Annotated in this window: 8 protein-coding genes and 5 pseudogenes; 9 read left to right on the plus strand and 4 right to left on the minus strand. The window is 58.9% G+C overall.

Translation table 11 applies throughout. The features are described 5' to 3' along the window. Positions 1-22: 22 nt before the first annotated feature. Complete coding sequence (locus AD668_RS02645) at positions 23-865, plus strand: phosphatase PAP2 family protein (RefSeq protein WP_053154264.1); 843 nt, start codon at positions 23-25, stop codon at positions 863-865. A 172-nt stretch (positions 866-1,037) separates the two neighbouring features. Here AD668_RS02645 and AD668_RS02650 read toward each other — a convergent pair whose 3' ends face one another. Continuing rightward, positions 1,038-2,444, minus strand: a complete 1,407-nt coding sequence (locus AD668_RS02650) for a DUF2252 domain-containing protein (protein WP_053154267.1) — start codon at positions 2,442-2,444, stop codon at positions 1,038-1,040. A gap of 238 nt (positions 2,445-2,682) precedes the next feature. Here AD668_RS02650 and AD668_RS02655 point away from each other — a divergent pair, with 238 nt between their 5' ends. From AD668_RS02655 to AD668_RS30255, 4 genes and pseudogenes are all read left to right on the plus strand, one after another. Continuing rightward, positions 2,683-3,483, plus strand: coding sequence for a hypothetical protein (locus AD668_RS02655; protein WP_053154269.1), 801 nt, complete (start codon positions 2,683-2,685; stop codon positions 3,481-3,483). Continuing rightward, entirely contained in the window at positions 3,480-5,129 is a 1,650-nt protein-coding gene (locus tag AD668_RS29380) for a hypothetical protein (RefSeq protein WP_053154272.1), read from the plus strand. Before AD668_RS02655 ends, AD668_RS29380 begins: the two co-directional genes overlap by 4 nt. Positions 5,130-5,161: 32 nt before the next feature. Then, positions 5,162-5,803 carry a glycine zipper domain-containing protein gene (locus AD668_RS02665; protein ID WP_053154275.1) on the plus strand — a complete coding sequence of 214 codons (642 nt, stop codon included), beginning with the start codon at positions 5,162-5,164 and terminating at the stop codon, positions 5,801-5,803. A gap of 107 nt (positions 5,804-5,910) precedes the next feature. Next, a pseudogene (locus AD668_RS30255) lies at positions 5,911-6,000 on the plus strand (hypothetical protein); the annotation flags it as partial. Here AD668_RS30255 and AD668_RS29815 read toward each other — a convergent pair. Next, positions 6,000-6,187: pseudogene (locus AD668_RS29815) on the minus strand (hydrolase or metal-binding protein); the annotation flags it as partial. The pseudogenes AD668_RS30255 and AD668_RS29815 overlap by 1 nt on opposite strands. A gap of 213 nt (positions 6,188-6,400) precedes the next feature. On the opposite strand from AD668_RS29815, the gene AD668_RS29820 reads away from it, so the two are divergent. Next, a complete protein-coding gene (locus tag AD668_RS29820) occupies positions 6,401-6,616 on the plus strand; it encodes an inovirus-type Gp2 protein (protein WP_256220564.1) in 216 nt (71 codons plus the stop codon). Positions 6,617-6,737: 121 nt separating this feature from the next. On the opposite strand, the pseudogene AD668_RS28485 reads toward AD668_RS29820, so the two are convergent. Next, positions 6,738-6,941, minus strand: a pseudogene (locus AD668_RS28485) (WYL domain-containing protein); the annotation flags it as partial. A 75-nt stretch (positions 6,942-7,016) separates the two neighbouring features. Here AD668_RS28485 and AD668_RS30260 point away from each other — a divergent pair. The 3 genes and pseudogenes from AD668_RS30260 to AD668_RS02685 all read left to right on the plus strand — a co-directional run. Continuing rightward, a pseudogene (locus tag AD668_RS30260) lies at positions 7,017-7,172 on the plus strand (hypothetical protein); the annotation flags it as partial. Positions 7,173-7,344: 172 nt separating this feature from the next. Beyond that, a complete protein-coding gene (locus tag AD668_RS02680) occupies positions 7,345-9,063 on the plus strand; it encodes a ShlB/FhaC/HecB family hemolysin secretion/activation protein (RefSeq protein WP_053154282.1) in 1,719 nt (572 codons plus the stop codon). Positions 9,064-9,103: 40 nt separating this feature from the next. Further along, on the plus strand, positions 9,104-18,091 hold the full coding sequence (locus tag AD668_RS02685; RefSeq protein ID WP_053154284.1) for a filamentous hemagglutinin N-terminal domain-containing protein: 8,988 nt from the start codon (positions 9,104-9,106) through the stop codon (positions 18,089-18,091). A gap of 872 nt (positions 18,092-18,963) precedes the next feature. Here the strand turns inward: AD668_RS02685 and AD668_RS28500 are convergent. Further along, positions 18,964-19,224, minus strand: a pseudogene (locus AD668_RS28500) (transposase); the annotation flags it as partial. Between the last annotated feature and the right edge of the window lie 84 nt (positions 19,225-19,308).

Below are 19,308 nucleotides of genomic sequence, written 5' to 3' on the forward strand. Positions count from 1 at the left end.
CCCTTCTGGATCAACCACCACCATGCAGACAGCTTCCCGCCCCCGTTTTTACTGGATGAACTTCGGCATTCCGCTGGCCTGCGCGGTCGTGGTGTTTCTGATGTTCGACCTGACCAGAATCGATATCGCCTTCAACGATCTGTTTTACGATCCGCTCACCCGGACATTCCCGCTGGACCATGTGCATTGGTTCGAAAAGATTACCCATAAATGGGCGCGGATCATTCCGAACTGGACTGGCGAGATAGCGATCATTGGCGCCTTGCTGTCGTTTCTCTGGCCACGCCTGAAAGCGGAAAAACACTCGAAACTCATCGCCTTTCTGGAAAAAATCAGAGTCGCGCCCGTGCTGCGCTTTGCCAACAAGCATCGCCGGGATTTTCTCTACGTGGTCTTCGCGTTTTCCATCAGCACCGGTGTGATCCATTACCTGAAGGGGCACACCAGCGTGTATTGCCCAATTGAAACCACACAGTACGGTGGCAAGATCGAGCACAAGGAATGGTATGAGAATTTCGACCTGCTGAAGGTCGCCGGAGACGGTCGTTGCTGGCCGGGCGGGCATGCCTCGGGTGGCTTCACCATGCTCGCGTTGTATTTCGTGGCGCGTCGTTATCGCTGGCGCTATTGCAAGGCGCTCATGTACGGCTCGCTGTCGCTGGGGTTTGTCTTTGGCACGACACGGGTGCTACAGGGCTGGCACTACATGTCCCACACCTTCTGGGCCGGGATCTTCGTGTGGCTCGCCTGTTTGCTGACAGCACTGGCGTTTTATGGGCGCGCACGGCTGGAGCTGCCGGTGCTGCAAGAGGCTCCCGGCCTCACAAAAGGGTTCGCGCAGCCGCGCTGCTCCGAACCTTCCTGAACCGGTTACGGCGAGCCGGATCCTGCGGATTTTCAGGCAAAAAAAAGCCCGCGGGAGGGCGGGCAAACCGTAGTTTCTTGAATGAGCGAGTGAAATGTACAGGCTGGCGCCGGGCACCGGGGTGAAGAAAAATTCATTTCGATGAGACCCCCGGGCCAGGCACGCCGCAGCATCAAGGCAAATGATCGGCGGCAAAATCGGCCTCGGACCGCGCACGGAAACTCCCTTTGCGACAGGCTTGCTGGAATCGTTCGAAATCGCGCTCGTTCTGTTCGGTGTAGCCAAGAGCGTATTGGTACAGCGCATCGGCCAGTGCTTCGCCCTTGCCGATGTAGCCGCTGATTACCGCCGCATGTCCGGAAGACTTGGCATGGGCGCGTGCCAGGGCCCGGCCACAGACCCGCCCATAGGCTGTGAAGGTGTCGCCGTCGAAGGTTTCGAGTTCAGCCGAGACTTTCATGTCGCGCAATTGCCGCACATAGAAGTGCCTCCCGCTCGGACCGGTGGTCCAGCCGAGGAACAGATCACTGGCCGATTGCATGAGTCGCTGGCCGTCGACCACCCGCTGGCCCTCATGGCGTATCCGTGACTTGGTCTTCACATAGTTCGCCAACACCGAGCGACGCGCCTCCTTGAATTGCAGGAACAGCGGAAATTCCTGATCGTCGGTCAGCAGGGCCACCAGGCAACGGGTGCCGACACTGCCGACACCCACTACTTTGAACGCCATGTCATGCACATGAAAACGTGACAGCAAGTCACGTCGGTCGGCTTGCAGCGTGCCTTTGTAGTCGCGCACGAAGGTGTCATAAAGCGATCGCCAGTCCGCGAGGCGCAACCAGTCGTCATCGGGATCCAGCAGTGTGGTGTTTTTGTGCAGGTGAAATATTTCCGGCAAGTCATCGCGAATGACCATATGGCCGTCGGCATGACGTTCGCTGATTTTCGGCAGCAGCTCGGCATGGGTGCGACGTCCGGCCTTTTCGATGGCGCGTTGCACATGGTCGATGGCGGTTTTGCGAGCCTTTTCCAGCATGTCGTCGTAGCTGATCGATTCGTACCAGGTTTCCATGGCGCTTTGCAGGGCGCACTCCAGCATCGTCTCCTGGTAGGCACCGACAACTTCATGGCACAAGGTTTCTTCAACCGATTGGCCGTGACGCAGGTCTCGGGCGGCCACCATGCAACTGGCCACCAGACGCTTCAAATCCCACTCCCAGGGGCCTGAATGGGCTTCGTCAAAATCATTGACGCTAAATAGCAGGTTACGTTCCGGCGTGGCGAATCCACCGAAATTCATCAAGTGACAATCACCACAGATCGGCGAAACCATCCCCATGTCCGAGGTGCCTGACAGGTCGTGGGCCTGCAGCAGCGCATTGCCGCGATAGAAGGTAAATGGCGACACCAGCATGCGGCCGTAGCGCAATTCCACCAGCGACCTGACGCGCCCTTCACTCGACGCCTTGATCAATGCCAGTGGATCGCGATCGATGTTGCCCAAGGCCGAATGCGAACTGCGTGGACAGTGCTTGCGAGCATCTTTGCCTTGCTTGAAACGGTCTGTGAGGGTGGTCATGAGGCCTCTTCTACGGGAGGTGTCGGGCATGTGCGAGTTGAGTGTAGAAGGGCTTTGGGGGTTTAACTGAAGTGTTGTGAACTGAAAAACCGTACTTCAGGTTTCAAGATGAAGGACACAAAGGGCTCTGGGCCGTTCAACGGTAAGCCGGTTATGGCGGCTTTGTGGCTTTATGCTAGCATCTGGGCGCGTAGAGGAATGTCGGTTCGCCCAGATACCCGGTTTAAGGAAGACCACGTTGAGACCCATCAGAGCACTGCGAGCACTGGCCAGCCTGGTTACTCGCGGTTTGTTGCTTGTACTGCTGTGCAGCGCGTTCGGGGTGCAGGCCGACCAGGTGATCGGTCGCTTCAATTCGGTGGCCGGGCCTTTCAGTCACATGGAAACTCCGGCTGGCAGAGCATACTTGAGCCTGCATGAGCGCAAGATGCAGGTGCAACTGCCGGACGACTGGCGTGAAAGCACCGTTGAAACCACGATGGAGCTGGACGGCGACACGGCGGTGGTCATGAGCTATCGCACCGCCCAGTGCGACTCGCAAACCGCCCTGGTGGTGATCTCCGGGAAGACAGTCTGGGGTCCTTATCGACTGGGGGGCTGTGGCGACATGCTGGCCTTCCAGCGCAGTGAAGACGGCAAGAGTTTCGTCGCCATGCAGATGAATGGCCCACGCTCCGAGGCCTGGACCTATTCCTCGCAGGATAAGAATTTCCGTGGGCCGATGAAGGTCGACCTGCCGGGGCTGCTGCAAGGCCTGTCCAAGGCCCGGCCGGCGGTTGCCGCCGCACCGGTGCCCAAGACCGCAGCGGCCCCCGTGGCCTCTACGCGCGCCGCGCCTTCCGCGCCGCCGGCGCCCAAGCACGTGGCGAGCGTGCCTACCCCTCCCAAGCCCGCGGCCAAACCGCTGGCCAAAGTGTCGATTTCTTCCGCGCTGCCGCAGCCGGTGGCCAACGCGGTCGTCGAACATGCCCAGGCCACTACGCCCCCCAGGCGCCGAGTAGAAATCAACCTGATCTCCAAGATGGAGACCGAGTCGTGACCAGCCTGACACCGCTCCAGCGATTTGGTCCCCGTGCGCAGCGCCGCTCGCCGGCCAGTGCGTTGATGCACTGGCTACGGGAAGACAAGAACCCTCTGCCACGGCGCCAGGAACGTGTGCTGGTCCTGGTGATGCTGACTCTGACGCTGCTGTACCTGATTGTCGAAATGGGCTTCAACGCCCGTTTGCTGGACGTGGTCGGCGGCCTGGCCAGTCAGCATCAAGTAGAGTCCATCGAGGTCTACGGACGCTTGATCGCCGGCACGGCGGTGGCCCTGCTGGGGTTGGGCTCGGTGCTGAAGAAAAGTTTGCGCCTGGGCTGGAGCCGTCTTCGCACGACGATCTGGGCGGTCCTGGTGATCGTCGGCTGCGTGGGTACTACGTACTTTGCACAGTTGGCGCTGGTCAATCACCTGGTGGATCGCTCGACGCCCGATGAGCGCGCACGCGCGGCCTTGGGCGTGCCGATGACGTACTTGATGGTGCACCACGATTTCGGCTTGACTGGCCTGGACCTCACGGCAGAGGATTTGCAGCGCCCCGAGGGCAAGACCCTGCTGGCGACGTTTCCCATCATGCTGTTGTCGGTGGATCGCCTGACGGATCGCATCAAGCAACAGGCGCAGGCGTTCTTCGAGTTGTTCGCCGAAACCGTGCGCGGCGATGCCGAGGCTAATTATCGCCACTACCAGGACTCCCTCGCCGAGCTGGATGACAGTTATCGCCAGTATCAACAGGGCAGCATTCGCTACCTGGAGGCGATCAGCGCGGCTTCCATCGCCCGGCACCAGCAGCAGGCCTGGAACGATTACGTGCAGAACCTCAAACAACGCAATCGCCGCCTGACCCCCAACAATGTGCCGAACCGCCATGCCAATACGGTGCGTCAGTCGCTACGCGAGAAGGGCATCGCGGTGGCCGACGATTGGCGCCCCAACGACCGTGCGGCTTTCAATCGAGCCGTGGCCCGGCGCGTGCAACTGGATGCCCGCAACGCCTATGCCTCGGGGTTACAGTCGGTTGGGCGGTGGATCGATCCGGGCTTGCCGCGTGGGCAGTTTTTTGCGCAGCTGCCGATCCAGAACAAGTGGCGCGACGCGTTGCACTTGCCCTACTTGATCACCTTGCAACCCGACCTGTCGGCCAGCGGCTTCGAGCAAACCGTGTACCGGCCGACCATCAGTTTCGATGCCAAGCAGTTGATCGAAGATCGCATGGTCGACCCGCAGAACTACCGCGACAGAGGCGAAAAGGCGCAGATCGGTCGTGACAGTTATCGAGCGCTGATTGTGCCGATGATTGCCCTGATGTTTTCCCTGCTCGGCGCCTTTACCCATATCTTCAAGTGCCTGGGCTTTTTCACCCGGGCGCTGTGTTATGTCCCGCCGAGGCTCTACGTGGCCGCCTTCGTCGGCTATGCGCTGGTGGTGCTGACGGTGCCGATGTTCTGGACCAACAAGGTGACAGAGCAGCCGCTGTTTCTCAGCCTCAAGCAGCAAAGCGGCTCCTCGCTTGGGCTCATGGGCTGGATCATTGCCCATGGCGTGCAATGGACGGCGCAGGTCCAGCCGGTGTTTTACCCGCTCAACGAACGGGTGCGCCTGGGCCTGCTCGGTGGCCTGACCTACGGTTATCAGCCTCAATGAATGCTCATGTTCAGTCTCGAAAGGAGTCGCCCTTGTCGCGCGCACTTGTTGTATCGACCGTGTTGCTCGCCTGCACCGGTTTGTTGTTGAGTGGTTGCCAGAACTCGCCGGTGGGCAGCACAGCGGTCGGTGGTGTGCTCGGTTGCATTGGCGGTGCGGCGATTGCGGCGGGGACGGGCGGCCACCCTGGCACCGGTTGCGCCATTGGCGCAGCCCTGGGCGCGCCGACGGGTTACTACGTGGGTCGTCAGAAGGACCTTGAAAACGCCCGGCAGGCCAAGGCGGCCATCGAGCGCCAGTCGAGTGATGTCGCGGTGGTGCAACTGACGACCCGCCAGGAAGCGGTACCGGCGGATAAGCGCAACGACGTCGGGGCCGCGAGTGTCGAAAGCATGGACTCGATGCAGGTCAACGTGCCGCAGACCCTGGTGAAAAAGCGCGACAAACGCCTCAAGCAGCCGCTGTCGCAAGTGGGCAACTACGTGTCCAGCGCCAGCAGCAAGGCCAACATTGTCGTCACCACCCACAGCAAAAGCGACTTCAACTACATCGTCGCCAACATCAAGAAGGGTTACACCGGCAAGGTCACGCCTGACAAGGTGACCTACGAGTATCGCGAGCTGACGCGTGGCACCCAATCGGCGATCCAGGTGATGCCGAGCGCCCAGGTATAAGGACGCCAGGCAAGCGGGACTCATCCGCCTCCAGGCGGAAAAAAGGCACTGACGAGTAACATCCAGTGCCTTTTTTTCGCCCGTTCGACGCATAAAAACGCCGACCTTCCAAGGCTGTGCTGGATGCGGCGCTACTGGACCAGGGTTTCACTCGCGTCACGGCGCCCATCAGTAGGCGTGTCGGGCAAACGCTGGTCTGAGCGGCTGTATCTAGAGCGGACTGGAGGAAGCTTGCTGTTTGGCGTGTTTTATCCAAGGCTTTCCCGGCGAGCAGACTCATCCCGCTACGCACGGTGATGTCGGCGTAGAAAATTGGGAGCCATGACTCTGCCGAGTGGATTTTCCACGCAGGCGTAGTTCCAGTGGTAAGCAGGCCAGGCGGTTATCTGGCCATCACCGCAGCATGAACGTACTGATCGAGCGCATCCGTCAGCTCACGCGTGAGCAATGGTATCGCCGTCCGAAGGGAGACCGACGTCAGCAAGCCAGGGGCATGCGGTGCGTGTCTGCGACTACTCAGACGCGATGCTTGCTCGTTAATCGCGGACTCTGATCATTCGGGTCAACCTGTATTACTTCCAGCAGATCCAGGTCAGGTTGCGAGTCGAGCAAGTATTCGATGATCTTGACCGGTTGCGTGCTGAGCGCGAGCGTAACCCGATATTTGACCACCTCATTGGCTATATCTGCGCAGTTGAGCAGGGGGAGGATCGTGGCTGCCACATCCATGCAGCCTTCTGCTTAAACGGTAACGAGGTGCACGGGGAAAAGTACGAGGACGAGCTGGGTATAGGCATCATCACTTCAGAGTGATCGGAACATCCGTGCGCATGTCCATTACGCGATGCGTTACCTGGTCAAGGATGCTCAGCAGCTGCGGTTGAAGCCCTTGAGGGCTCGATGTTTGCGGATGGGGCAAATAAGCCACTGGCAAAGGCTGCAGTTCATCTAGGTTCGCTACGACGATCTGCTGCGCTGTAGCTTTTGCGTGCATCTTGGCCGAATCGATTTGGTAGCGTTGCAGCACGTACTGCACCAAAGCACCACGAGTATCAATCACAAGCTGATCGTCACTCATGCCAACATCAATTTCGATGATTGCTGCCTGCTCGGCTTTTAGGCGTGAGCCCGACTGGATGATGACGTGGATCAGGCTGTTCCATCGCCGTCCTGCTTACGGGGGTACTCAGAATGGTTCCCTGGCGGATCTCTCGGTGTCTGGAATCGGCTTTGCAGTATCGAACAGGCAGTGCCCCCGGATGCGCACATCAGGGCCCACAGGTATTGGTCGATGGCGAACCGGGTGGACAACGTCTGCGGCGATCGCAATCTGTTCTGCGCCTGTGTGCCGGTGGAGGAATATCGATGAGGTCTTAGGAAATTTCCAGCATCGTTTTCAGACGCTTCTTAAATCTAATTTTTTGACAACGTTGAATACTCGTATCCATCAAGGGATCAGTGGCTCGAAAAAGGCGTCGTGGGTTCCTTCAAAAGACTGTTGGCCGACTCGGCACAGTCAACGTTGCATGGATGGAATCAACATGTCGGTATTGCGCCTCCGGAAGAGGTCATGTTCTTTTGTTTTGTTGGGTTGCCTGGGTTGCCTGGGTTCTGCCTGGGCCGCTCCCATTCTGACGCCCGGTGATCAAGGCCTGATCCGTGAGCGACAGGACCGGTTGCTGGAAGAGCAGCGACGTCGGCTCCAGGAGCTCAAGGAGTTACCGGGTAAAGAGACCGTTCCCTCTGCGCCCAGCGCCCCGGCCGACGGTCGTTGTTTTCCAGTCCGGCAGATCTTGATCAACGGCGCGGATCACCTCTCTGGGGCCGATCGCGAGCAGCTGATACGGCCCTACCAGGATCAATGTCTGGGTACCTCCCAGCTCAATGAGCTGCTGAAAGTCATCACCAACCGCTACATCGACAAGGGGTTGGTGACCAGTCGTGCCTATCTGCCACAGCAGGACCTGTCCGGCGGACAGTTGACGGTGCTGGTGGTCGAAGGGCATCTGGAAAAGATTCAAACCACACCAGACAGTGGACTCTCGGTACTCGAACTAGCCATGAGTTTTCCTGGTCGTGAAGGTGAACTGTTGAGCCTGCGCGAAATCGAGCAGATGGTCGATCAGCTCAACCGGCTCCCGTCCAATCAAGTGCAGATGGAGTTAAGCCCTGGCCAAGCGCTGGGCGGCAGTGATGTATGGGTCAACAACACTGCGCAAAAGTCTTGGCGTGCATCGTTGGCACGCAGCAACGACGGCCAGGACAGTACCGGCGAACAGCAATGGGGCACCTCGCTGGAATGGGACAGCCCGCTGGGGCTGTCTGATCAGTTGATGTTGCGTAGCGGTCACGACGCAGTCAGTGATCATCAGCGTACCTCCAGCAACGCATTTTTGAATTACAACCTGCCGTGGGGTTGGTGGAACTTCAACTACAGCTATAGCCAGAGCGACTACCGCTCGCAAGCGCACGCCAACGGTTTTGACTTCAAACAGACTGGCAATAGCCAGAACCACCAATTGCGCGCCGAGTGGGCGATTTACCGCGATGCGATGAGCAAGACGACGCTCAATACCGGCCTGTCCTACCTGCGCACCAACAACTTCATCGAAGACAGCAAGCTGGCATTGAGCAGTAACCGGATCAGCGAAGCGCAGTTTGGGGTCAACCATGGCCGGCGTATCGGCAACGCATTCGTCAACCTCGATCTCGGCCTGCAGAACGGCATCGGTGCCTTCGATGCCCAAGGCGATCATGACCCTGGCCCCGGTCAACCCACTTCTCGCTACCGCAAGTACACCGCCACGCTGAGCTATTTGCAGCCATTCAGCCTGTGGGGCGAGTCTTTCAGCGTCAGCAGCCTGGCCACCGGCCAACGCAGCGAAGACGTGTTGTTTAGCTCGCAGCGCATGAGCCTGGGTGGGCTGGGTTCGGTACGCGGCTACAAGGATCATTTGTTGTCCGGCGACAGTGGGGGGTACTGGCGCAATGACCTGCGTTGGAGCCGTCAGGTGAGTTGGTCCGGGTTGCGCACGGTACTGAGCCAATACGGTGTCAGCCTGGGTTATGACCAGGGCGTGATCCGAGGTGATAGCTACAACGGTGATCAGCATGGGCGAATGTCCAGCAATTCGCTGGAGCTGTTCGCCCGAGGCGCCTACCTGGCCAGCAGCGTGACCTTCGCCCATTCACTGGAGCGCCCCGATGCGCTGACCGATCGCGAAGCGCCGATCTATTTCAGCCTGAGTGTCTTCCTGTAGCCATCAGCGGCTACCTGCTGCGTTTTTAGAGAGTACCAACATGGACGTCCGCCAATTTGCCTTCCAGGTTCGCCAACCTTACGCCGCGCTATTGAGTCGTGAGCGATTCCGGGGCATGCCCAAACGTGGGGTGGCATTCCTGCTGGCCAACGTCATGCTCTGGCAGTCGTTGTGGGTGCAGGCCAACGGAATTGCCGTCAGTGCTCCGGGAACTACGCTGGATCATGCGGGCAATGGCGTACCGGTTGTGAACATTGCCGCGCCTAATGCCAGTGGGATGTCGCATAACCAGTTTCGGGATTACAACGTCGGTAGCGAAGGCGTGATCCTCAACAACGCCACGGGCCGTACACAGACGACCCAGCTGGGTGGGATCATCCTCGGTAACCCGAACCTGCATGGCACGGCGGCCAGCACCATCCTCAATGAAGTCAACGGCGGCAACCCGAGTCAGCTACGCGGCTATACTGAAGTGGCGGGGCAATCGGCGCGGGTGATCGTCGCCAACCCCTACGGCATCAGCTGCAATGGCTGTGGTTTTATCAACACCCCGCGCGTCACCCTGAGTACCGGTAAGCCCATTCTGAACAATGGCCGTCTCGATCATTTCCAGGTCGAAGGTGGCAGTGTGGCCGTTGAGGGGGCAGGGCTCAACGCCAGCAACGTCGACCGCTTCGAGATCATCACTCGCAGCGCCAGGATCAACGCCGAGATCCAGGCGCGAAACCTGACCCTTATCACCGGGCGCAACGATGTCGATGCGCGCAGCCTGAATACCACGGCGCGGGCGAATGACGGTAGTGCCAAGCCGGAACTGGCGATCGACAGTTCGGCGCTGGGCGGCATGTATGCCGGCGTGATCAAATTGGTGAGTACCGAAGCCGGGGTCGGCGTGCGCTTGGCCGGTAACCTGGCGGCCAGTGGTGGGGACATTCAGATCGATGCCAATGGTCATTTGAGCCTGGCCCAGGCGGCGTCTTCTAACGCCATCAACGTCAAGGCGGCGAGCCTCGATGCGCACGGCCCTGTCTTTGCCGGCACCACCCTGGATGTACATACCAGCGGTACATTGAGCACCCAGCACAGCCTGGCTGCCCGTGATCGCATCAGCCTGAGCAGTGGTGGTCCGTTGAGCAACAGCGGCATCATCGAGGCCGGCGTAAATGCCGATAACAGCCCTAATACCGTCGGTGACGTTACGCTGAACGTGCAGAACCTGCGCAACGCCGGCAGTGTAACGGCCAACCGCAAACTTGATGTGCGCGCGAGTCAGTCCCTCGACAACCGTGGCGGTACGTTGAGTGCGCAGAACTGGACTCAGGTCACTACTTCAACCCTGGACAACCGTCAGCAGGGTCGCGTGCTCAGCAATGACAGTCTGGATTTGAGCGCCGAGCGGGTGCTCAACCACCAAGGCTTCATCAACAGCCGTGGGACGCTCGGTGCGCAACTGGGTTACCTGGATAACAGTGGTGGTGAGTTCTCCAGCCACGCTGCGACCTATCTCAATGTGGCCGCCCTGGATAACGTCGCCGGCCTGATCATGGCCGGGCAGAACCTGAGCCTTGCCGTCAGCGGCGCAGTGAACAATCGTAACGGTCGGCTGGGCGCGAACCACGCCGTGAACCTCTCGGGCACCACGCTGGATAACAGCCAGAACGGTCTCATCACCGCAGCACATGACTTTAACCTCAGTCTCACGCATCTGGATAACCACGGCGGTCTGGTGAATGCGGGTGCGGCCCGTCTGCATGCCGGTACCGTGGAGAACAGCGGTGGACGGATCGCGACCAAGGCAGACCTTGTCGCCACTTTCGGCAGCCTCACTCAGCAAGGCGGTGAGTTGATCGCCCAAGGCAACCTGAGCCTGACCGGAACCACCCTTCACAACCGCAAAGGGGGCCTGGTTGGGGCCGGCAAAGCGCTGACAGTCCAGGTTGACACCGTTGATAACCGTGGCGGTGAGCTCTCCAGCTCGGCTGCACTCAATCTGGTCGGCCAGCAGCTGAATAACAGTAACGGCGGCAAGGTACTCGCCGGGATGGATCTTGGGCTGATGGTTGCGCACGTGATCAACCAGGCCCAGGGACTACTGCTCGGCCAAGGTCGCACCACAATCATTGGCCAGACCCTGAATAACAGCGGCGGTACATTGAGAGCGTTGTCGGCACAGGATCTGCGCCTCGACGGAGCTCTGAATAACCTCAGCGGCCTGGTCAGTAGCGAAGGCGCACTCACCGTCAGTGCCGCCAGCCTGTACAACCGCCAAGGCAACCTGTCCAGTGCCGGTCCACTCAGCCTTACCAGCAGCGGCGCGATCGACAACCAGGGCGGTCAACTGGTGACCGACGCCGGCTTCAACCTGCAAAGCGCCAGCCTGGATAACCGCCAGCTCGGCAGCCTCAGTGGCAAGGGCCCGGTACAGATCCACACCGGTGCACTGGATAACAGCCACGGCGGTCGCCTGACCAGCAGTGACAGCCTCGATCTGACCGCGACGCAAGTGACCAACCAGGACAATGGTCGCATCGCCAGTGAGCAGGCCTTGACCGCCAACATCACCGGCCTGGACCAACAAGGCGGAGTGTTGTTCAGCAACAGCGCGCTGACCCTGAACCTCAATCACGGCCAACTGAACAACCAAACTGGCCTGATCACCGCACCCTTGTTGATGCTCAGCAACCTCAATGGAGTGAACAACCAGGACGGTGAAATCTCCAGTGCCCAGGCGTTCACCCTCGCGGCCAGTAACCTGGATAACAGCAACGGCAAACTGCTGAGCAATCAGGCACTGACCCTGCGTATCGATCAGGAAATCCACAACCTCAAGGGCTTGATCGCCGCCGCATCTCTCGACGTGCGTGCCGCCAGCCTCAACAACCAGGGCGGCACCCTAACCAGTCGCGACAGCCTTGATTTAAAGGTCACGGGGCTCCTCGACAACCAGAATCAGGGGCTGGTCAACGCCACGAATCGACTCAACATCACTAGCGCGACGCTGAACAACCAAAGCGGTGGTTCGCTGTTGGGCGATGCCATTGGCCTCGATTTCGGCACGGCTGGTGGTGACCTGAACAACGCCGGTGGACTGATCACCAACGCTGGCCCGCTGAGCATTAACCACCTGCGTGACCTGAACAACCAGGGCGGTGAAATCTCCAGCAGCCAAAGTTTCTCATTGAGCGGCCGCCACCTCGATAACCACTCCGGCAAGCTGATCAGCAGCCAGCAACTGGCGCTCCATGGCGCTGGCGTGTTCAACCAGAACGGGCTGATCTCGGTCTGGGAAGGTCTCACGGTAAGCGCCAACAGCCTGGACAACCGCAACAACGGCACGCTCTCAAGCCGCCGTGGTGATCTGACGGTTGATGTCGCAGGCACCTTGCTCAACAGCGGCGCCGGGGCGCTGGTCAGTCAGAAAAGCCTGACAGTAAAAACCGCCAACCTCGACAACAGCAACGGTGGGATTCTCTCCAGTGCCGGTCACCAGACCCTGACCGTCGACGGCCTGCTGAACAACAGCCAGGGCGGCCAGATCGACAGCGCTACGGCCCTGACCGTCCAGGCCACGACGCTCGACAATAGTCGCGGCGCGATCAGTGCCCAGCAAGCGCTCGAGTTCACCGGCACTGCGCTGGATAACAGCGCTGGCAACCTGATCGGCAATGCCGGCATCACCCTGAACCTGCTCGGTGCGTTGATCAACAGCAACGGCAAACTCGCTAGCGCCGGGCCGTTGCGTCTGAGCGCCAACCAGATCAATAACCAGGGTGGTCAACTGGTCAGCCAAGGGCTGTTGACCCTGCTCACGAGTGGACTGGACAACCGTAATCGGGGCACCGTCGCGGCCAATGATCGGCTGAGCCTGACGGCCAGCGGTCTTGTGCAGAACGGCGCTGATGGCCTGATCTATAGCCAGTACGGCGACCTGAAACTGCAAGCCGCGAGTCTAGCCAACGACCAGGGCACGTTGCAAAGCCAGGGCGCGCTCGCCCTTGAAGTGACCGGGGATGTCGACAACCACCACGGTCGCGTCCTCGCTCAGGACGGCGAGCTGATCCTCTCCGCCGTCAACCTCGACAACCGTGGCGGTGTATTGGCCAGCCTGCGCGCGGCATTAACCGCCACCCTCAGTGGTTGGCTGAAAAACGAATTGGGCGGCATCACCCAAGCGGAACACCTGAACCTGACGGCACTGGCCGGGATCGACAATCAGGGTGGCCGCATTGCCGCGCAGTCGGGCGACGTGACCGTCAACACCACTCATTTCGATAACCATGATGGTGGTCTGTATGCCGGGCAGCGTATCGGCGTTACCGGCAGCAACCTGGATAACCGTGGCGGACAGATCGCCGGCCAGCAGATCGATCTGAGCCTGACCGGCGCCCTGAGTAACGGCCAGGGCATAGTCGAAAGCGACAGCACACTCAGCGTCGCTGCGGCCAGCCTGGACAACCAGAACGGGCAAATGCGCGCGCTCGGCACGAGCGGTGCCACGGTATTCCATATCGGCGGGCTGTTCGACAACCATAACGGCACCCTCGAAAGCGCCAACACCGACTTGAGCCTGCTCATGGGTGGTTTCTTGAACGCTGGCGGTACCGTGCTGCACGTCGGTAATGGCACGTTCGATATCGCCACCGCTAACGTCATCGACGCCGGTGGCAACCTGGTCACCCGGGGTGGCCTGACCCTCAGTGCCGACCGCTGGACCAACAGCAGCGTCATTCAGGCCGGGCGTTTGAGCGTCAACGTCAACCACTTCACCCAGACCGGCAGCGGTCAACTGCTGGCGGCCAACAGCCTGATCGGCAGCGGTGTGAACTGGAGCAACGACGGCCTGATCGCCAGTGACGGTAGCCTCGATCTGAGGCTGACCGGATTGTACAGCGGTAATGGTCGACTGAGCAGCCTGGGTGATTTGACCCTGTATGCCGGGCAGTTGAATCTGCCGGAGGTTGCGAGCATCGCTGGTGGTGGCGACAGCCTGATCACGGTGGGCGGTCGGTTGACCAACTTCGGTCGACTGACCTCAACGAATGACCTGACCCTGAACACCGGCACCCTAAACAACTACGGGGCCCTGGGCAGCGGCCAAGACCTCACGCTCACTACCTCGGAACTGCTCAACGAGCACGGGCTGATCTTCAGTGGTCGGGACATGGGGCTGCGGGTCGGCTCGTTGCTTAACAGCTACGCCAGTATCTACAGCTTGGGCGACCTCAACATCGACCGTGACGGCTACGGCGGCTGGGCCACGAGCATCGTCAACAGCTCCGGCCTGATCCAGAGCGACGGTAGCCTGAGCCTGGCGGCCAGCACCATTCACAATGTTCGTGCGCTCTTGACCATCAGCAATGGCGGTATCTACACCGCCAAGATTGAACAGATCCAATGTATCGAGGGCGTGAATTCCGGTGACTGCAGCGCTAAGCGCAACCGCGTCTGGGAGATCGTGCAGCGCGACAAACTGGAAGTGACCGCTGCCAGTGCCGCGTCCAGCATCACCGCTGGCGGTAACCTGAACATCAACGGTGGTGACCTGCTTAACCAGAGCAGCACAATCGCCACCAGCGGCAACTTCACCGCCACGTTGAACAACCTGACCAACACCGGTGTGGAAACCTCTGATACCGAAACCGTGCGCGTGTTTCGTACGCAGCGCTCCCGTGGCGATAGCTGGTCCGGTCCGGCACAAGATTTTACCGATCATTACTGGTTTGAAAGCAGCGGCTACGACGCCAATAACCTCGGCGGCCTCGAACAAGCGATGGCCAACTTTATCGGCACCACCGAAGCCGAGTTGCCGCAGTTTGGCCGGACCACGCAACTGACCATGGGTGACCAGACCTACGCCGCGATTATTCAGGCAGCGGGCAACGTCAACATCACCACTCAGAACAACTTCGACAACAGCGTGGTACACGGCGACTTCGAGTACGTCGGCAACGGGCCGAACACCAACACCGAGGCGCCGGGCAGCGAGTTCTCCACCCGCGTCACCCTGAATCAGCAACTGCCGCCGGATCTGGCCCAACAGCAGGTCAACCCGTTGGCCCTGCCAGGTTTTGAACTGCCCACCGGGCAGAACGGCCTGTTTCGTCTCAGTGGCCAAGGCAGCACCAAGGGCGATACCGGTCCACACAGCTGGAACCTGGGCGACGCAAGCGTGGGGAGTGCCCAGCGTCAACAAGAGGTGCCGGGTACTCAAGGCCGAGACATTGGCCCCCAAAATCTTGGCAACCTGAATATGGCTGGCATGGTGAGCGTCAACAAGGTCCAGGGCCTGCCGAGCAGTGGTGGCAGATCCAGTCCGCACAAATACCTGATCGAAACCAACCCGGTGCTCACCGACCTCAAGCAGTTCATGAGCTCGGACTACCTGTTGGGTAACCTCGGTTATGACCCCGACAACAGTGCCAAGCGCCTAGGTGATGGTTTTTACGAGCAGTCCCTGATCCAGCAAGCGGTGGTCGCCCGCACTGGCCAGCGCTTTCTCGACGGCCTGACCTCAGACGAGGACATGTTCCGCTTCCTGATGGACAACGCCATCGCCAGCAAAGACGCCCTGCACCTGTCGCTGGGCGTCAGCCTCACCGCCGAACAAGTGGCGGCGCTGACCCATGACATTGTCTGGATGGAAACGGTGCTGGTCGACGGCCAGGCAGTGATGGTGCCGGTGTTGTACCTGGCCAACGCCAACAACCGCCTGGCCGCCAACGGCGCGCTGATTCAGGGCAAGGACGTGACCCTGATCGCCGGGAACAACCTAAGTAACGCCGGTACGCTCAAGACCAGCCACAACCTGGCCGCGATGGCCGGCAACAATCTGCTCAACAGCCGACTGCTCCAGGCCGGCAACCGCCTCGACCTGCTGGCGGGTAACGAACTGAGCAACAAGGCTGGAGGCACCATCAGCGGGCGTGACGTAAGCCTGACCAGCCTCACCGGCGATGTGATCAACGAACGCACGGTCACCGGTTATGACAGCAGCAACGGCTACAACAGCCAGCACCGCGACTTCGTCGACAACACCGCGCGCATTGAAGCGGCCAACGATCTGACCATCCAGGCCGGGCGAGATGCCAGCTACATCGGTGGTGTAGTGCAGAGCGGCCGCGACACCCGCATCAGTGCCGGTCGCGACGTCATGCTGGGGTCGGCGACTCAGGTCAACAGCAACAGCCATGGCAAGAACAGCCGTGACCTGACCATCAGCCAGAATGGCTCCAGCCTGGAAGCGGGTCGCGACCTGTCGATCAGCGCCGGGCGTGACCTCAACGTAATTGCCAGTCAGGTCGATGTTCAGCGTGACATCGCCTTGACCGCCGGCAACAACCTCACTCTGGCCTCGGCCGCGGAGGAGGAGCACAGCTACAACAAGACCAAGAAAGTCACCAGTCAGGAAGACCACATCAGCCAGGTCGGTAGCAGCGTCAATGCTGGCGGCAACGTCGCACTGACCGCCGGCAAGAATCTGACGCTGATCTCCAGCAAGGTCAGTGCCGGTGATGAAGCCTACCTGGTGGCCGGTGGCAATCTTGAGTTGCTGGCTGCGCAAGACAGCGATTACTCGCTGTACCACATGAAGAAAAAGGGCAGCTTCGGCAGCAAGAAGACCCAGCGCGACGAAGTGACCGATGTGAAAAACATTGGCAGCGAAATCAAAACAGGGGGTGACCTGACCCTGGTCAGCGGCGGCGATCAACGTTACCAGGGCGCCAAGCTCAACAGCGGCAACGACCTGACCCTCGACAGCGGTGGCAGCATCACCTTCGAAGCGGTGAAGGACCTGCACCAGGAGAGTCACGAGAAGAGCAGCAGTGACCTGGCGTGGACCAGTGCGAAGGGTAAGGGAAATACGGATGAGACGCTGCGCCAAACGGTAATAGTGGCGCAGGGGAAACTGGCCATTCAGGCAGTGGATGGGCTGAAGATCGATATCAAGAAAATCGACCAGCACTCTGTCAGCGAGACCATCGACGTCATGGTCAAAGCCGATCCGCAACTGGCTTGGCTGAAAGAGGCCGAGGCTCGCGGCGATGTGGACTGGCGGGAAGTGCAGGAAATGCATGACTCCTTTAAGTACAGCCACTCCAGTCTTGGTCAGGGAGCGATGTTGGCGATCATTATTGTGGCCACTGCACTGACAGCGGGCGCTGCTAGTGGAGCGTTAGGTGCGGCGGCAGGGGCGGGTGCCGGGTCTGGCACCGCAATGGCTGCGGCGGGTAGTTCTGCGATGGTTACAGCAGGTACTGCGGTCGGGACGGCGGCGGCTGGATGGGGGAACGTGATGCTCACCACGGCTTTGTCCTCAATGGCAGGGACAGCGGCTGAGAGTACCATCAATAACAAAGGCAACCTCGGTCAGGTGCTCGATGACGTAACCAACGAAGATAGCCTGAAGGGGTATGCAACCGCCTCCTTGATCGCGGGCTTTGGCGCGGCCTTTACCGATGGTTGGGGGCGAGAGTTGACGACTGAAGGTAACTACAAAACGGTGAGTTACGCCGAGCGTGTCAACGCCTACACCGCGAATACCGCACTGAAAGGGGTGCTCAGTGGGGAAGATAAGGATTCCTGGATGGCCATTGCCGGAACTGGGGCGTTGATGGAGATATATCAGTATTCGGCCGGGCGGGCTCCTGATGTCCAGTCGGGCGTAGATAGACAAGGAGGCGCTCAGTACGCTGCAGGATTAGATAAGTTCGTCCCGATGGAATTGGTGGATGGTGTTATGCGAGAAGGAAACAACATTGGTCTAAACAGAATTGATGATTGCGCTAGTTTTTACGCTGTTTGTCATGGCACGCCAATTAGTAATTTGTTGAATAAGGTTCCTGGCTTTAACGCATTCGCTACTTTGCATGATGGATGGATGATGGATTTAGAGGCCCATAAAGGCACAGGAATGTCGGTTTTCGAAAACCTAGGCAGTATGCCTCCTGCATTGCTCGTTAACTACGGCGCTCTGTATGACAAGTATCTCCCACTGATTGAAGTGGAGAAAAATCGTGAGAAAAAATAGTGGCATATTCTTAGCTTCTATTTTTCTAGCTGGGTGTGCACCGTCTCACTCTGCATGGACTTCTAGTAGAGATACTTGGCCCGGAGCAAGTTTTGACTCTCATGTGTATGAAGTATGCTCTCGGACTCCAGGTGCATGTAAGGACTCATTTTGGTCTCCTGTAAATAACAATAGAACATTTGATCGTGTTCTCGAGGAGGCCGGTGGAAGGCGTTATTACATTACTTGGATCAGGGATTGTCGATACTCCGTTCTCGTGTCACCGAAAGGGGTCATCGTTTCGTGGCGATATGAGACCGACAATACAAAAAGTTGCTATATTTTCTAAATCAGTGGGGCGGGTCCTGAAGAAAAAGGGCAGCTTCGGCGGAGGTAGCATGACCCAACGCGACGAAGTCACCGAAGTGAAGAGCATCGGCAGTCGAATCACCAGTGGCGGTGATCAACATTACCGGAGCGCCTAGCTCACCAATCGTAATATCCGCACACAGAGTCACAATTTGATAATGCAAAATTCACTCAGAAGGTTCCAGGTTTTGAGAGGTCAATGACTTCACTATTTCTGTGAATGAAAACGTTGCAAGAAATATACATTTGGAGTTGCATATGGAAGTATCAAGGACATCGTTGCTGGTACGCCGTGTAGGGGCCTTTACCATTGATAAACTGGTGATACTCATACTCTGCCTAGGCATGCTGGAGGCAAATCTTGCTTTTGACGGCCTTAGGGATGGTCTGAAGTAGTCACGCTTTTCTGGCTGACTTCAGCCTCCGCTGATTTTGAAAACGGCGAATCGACCAAAACGATAAATCATCCGCTTATTTCTGAGCTTTTAGCCGCCGCGAGCACCTCGAAACGGCTATTTCCCACATTACAGGCACACCTCTCCTGTACTGGTCAGTAAATGTCGGCGTGCCATCCACAGATTCGACAGCGCGAATAGCGTCACCAGTTGCGCGGTGTTTTTGGCCAGACCACGGAAGCGCGTTTTCACAAAACCGAACTGGCGCTTGACCACCCGAAACGGGTGCTCGACTTTGGCGCGTGCCTGGGCCTTGGCCTTCTCGATCTTGCGCTTGGCTTTGTATAGAGCGCTACGCTTACCCAGCTTCTTGTAAGTACTGCGGCGTGCCGGGGTAATTTGAACAGGTTCTGTATGTTATTGATTTAAAATAAAAATATATTACTGACTTTTGTAGTGGAATACTGTTTGGAA

The sequence above is a fragment of the Pseudomonas sp. P1.8 genome, from assembly GCF_001269805.1.
Taxonomy (GTDB): Bacteria; Pseudomonadota; Gammaproteobacteria; order Pseudomonadales; family Pseudomonadaceae; genus Aquipseudomonas.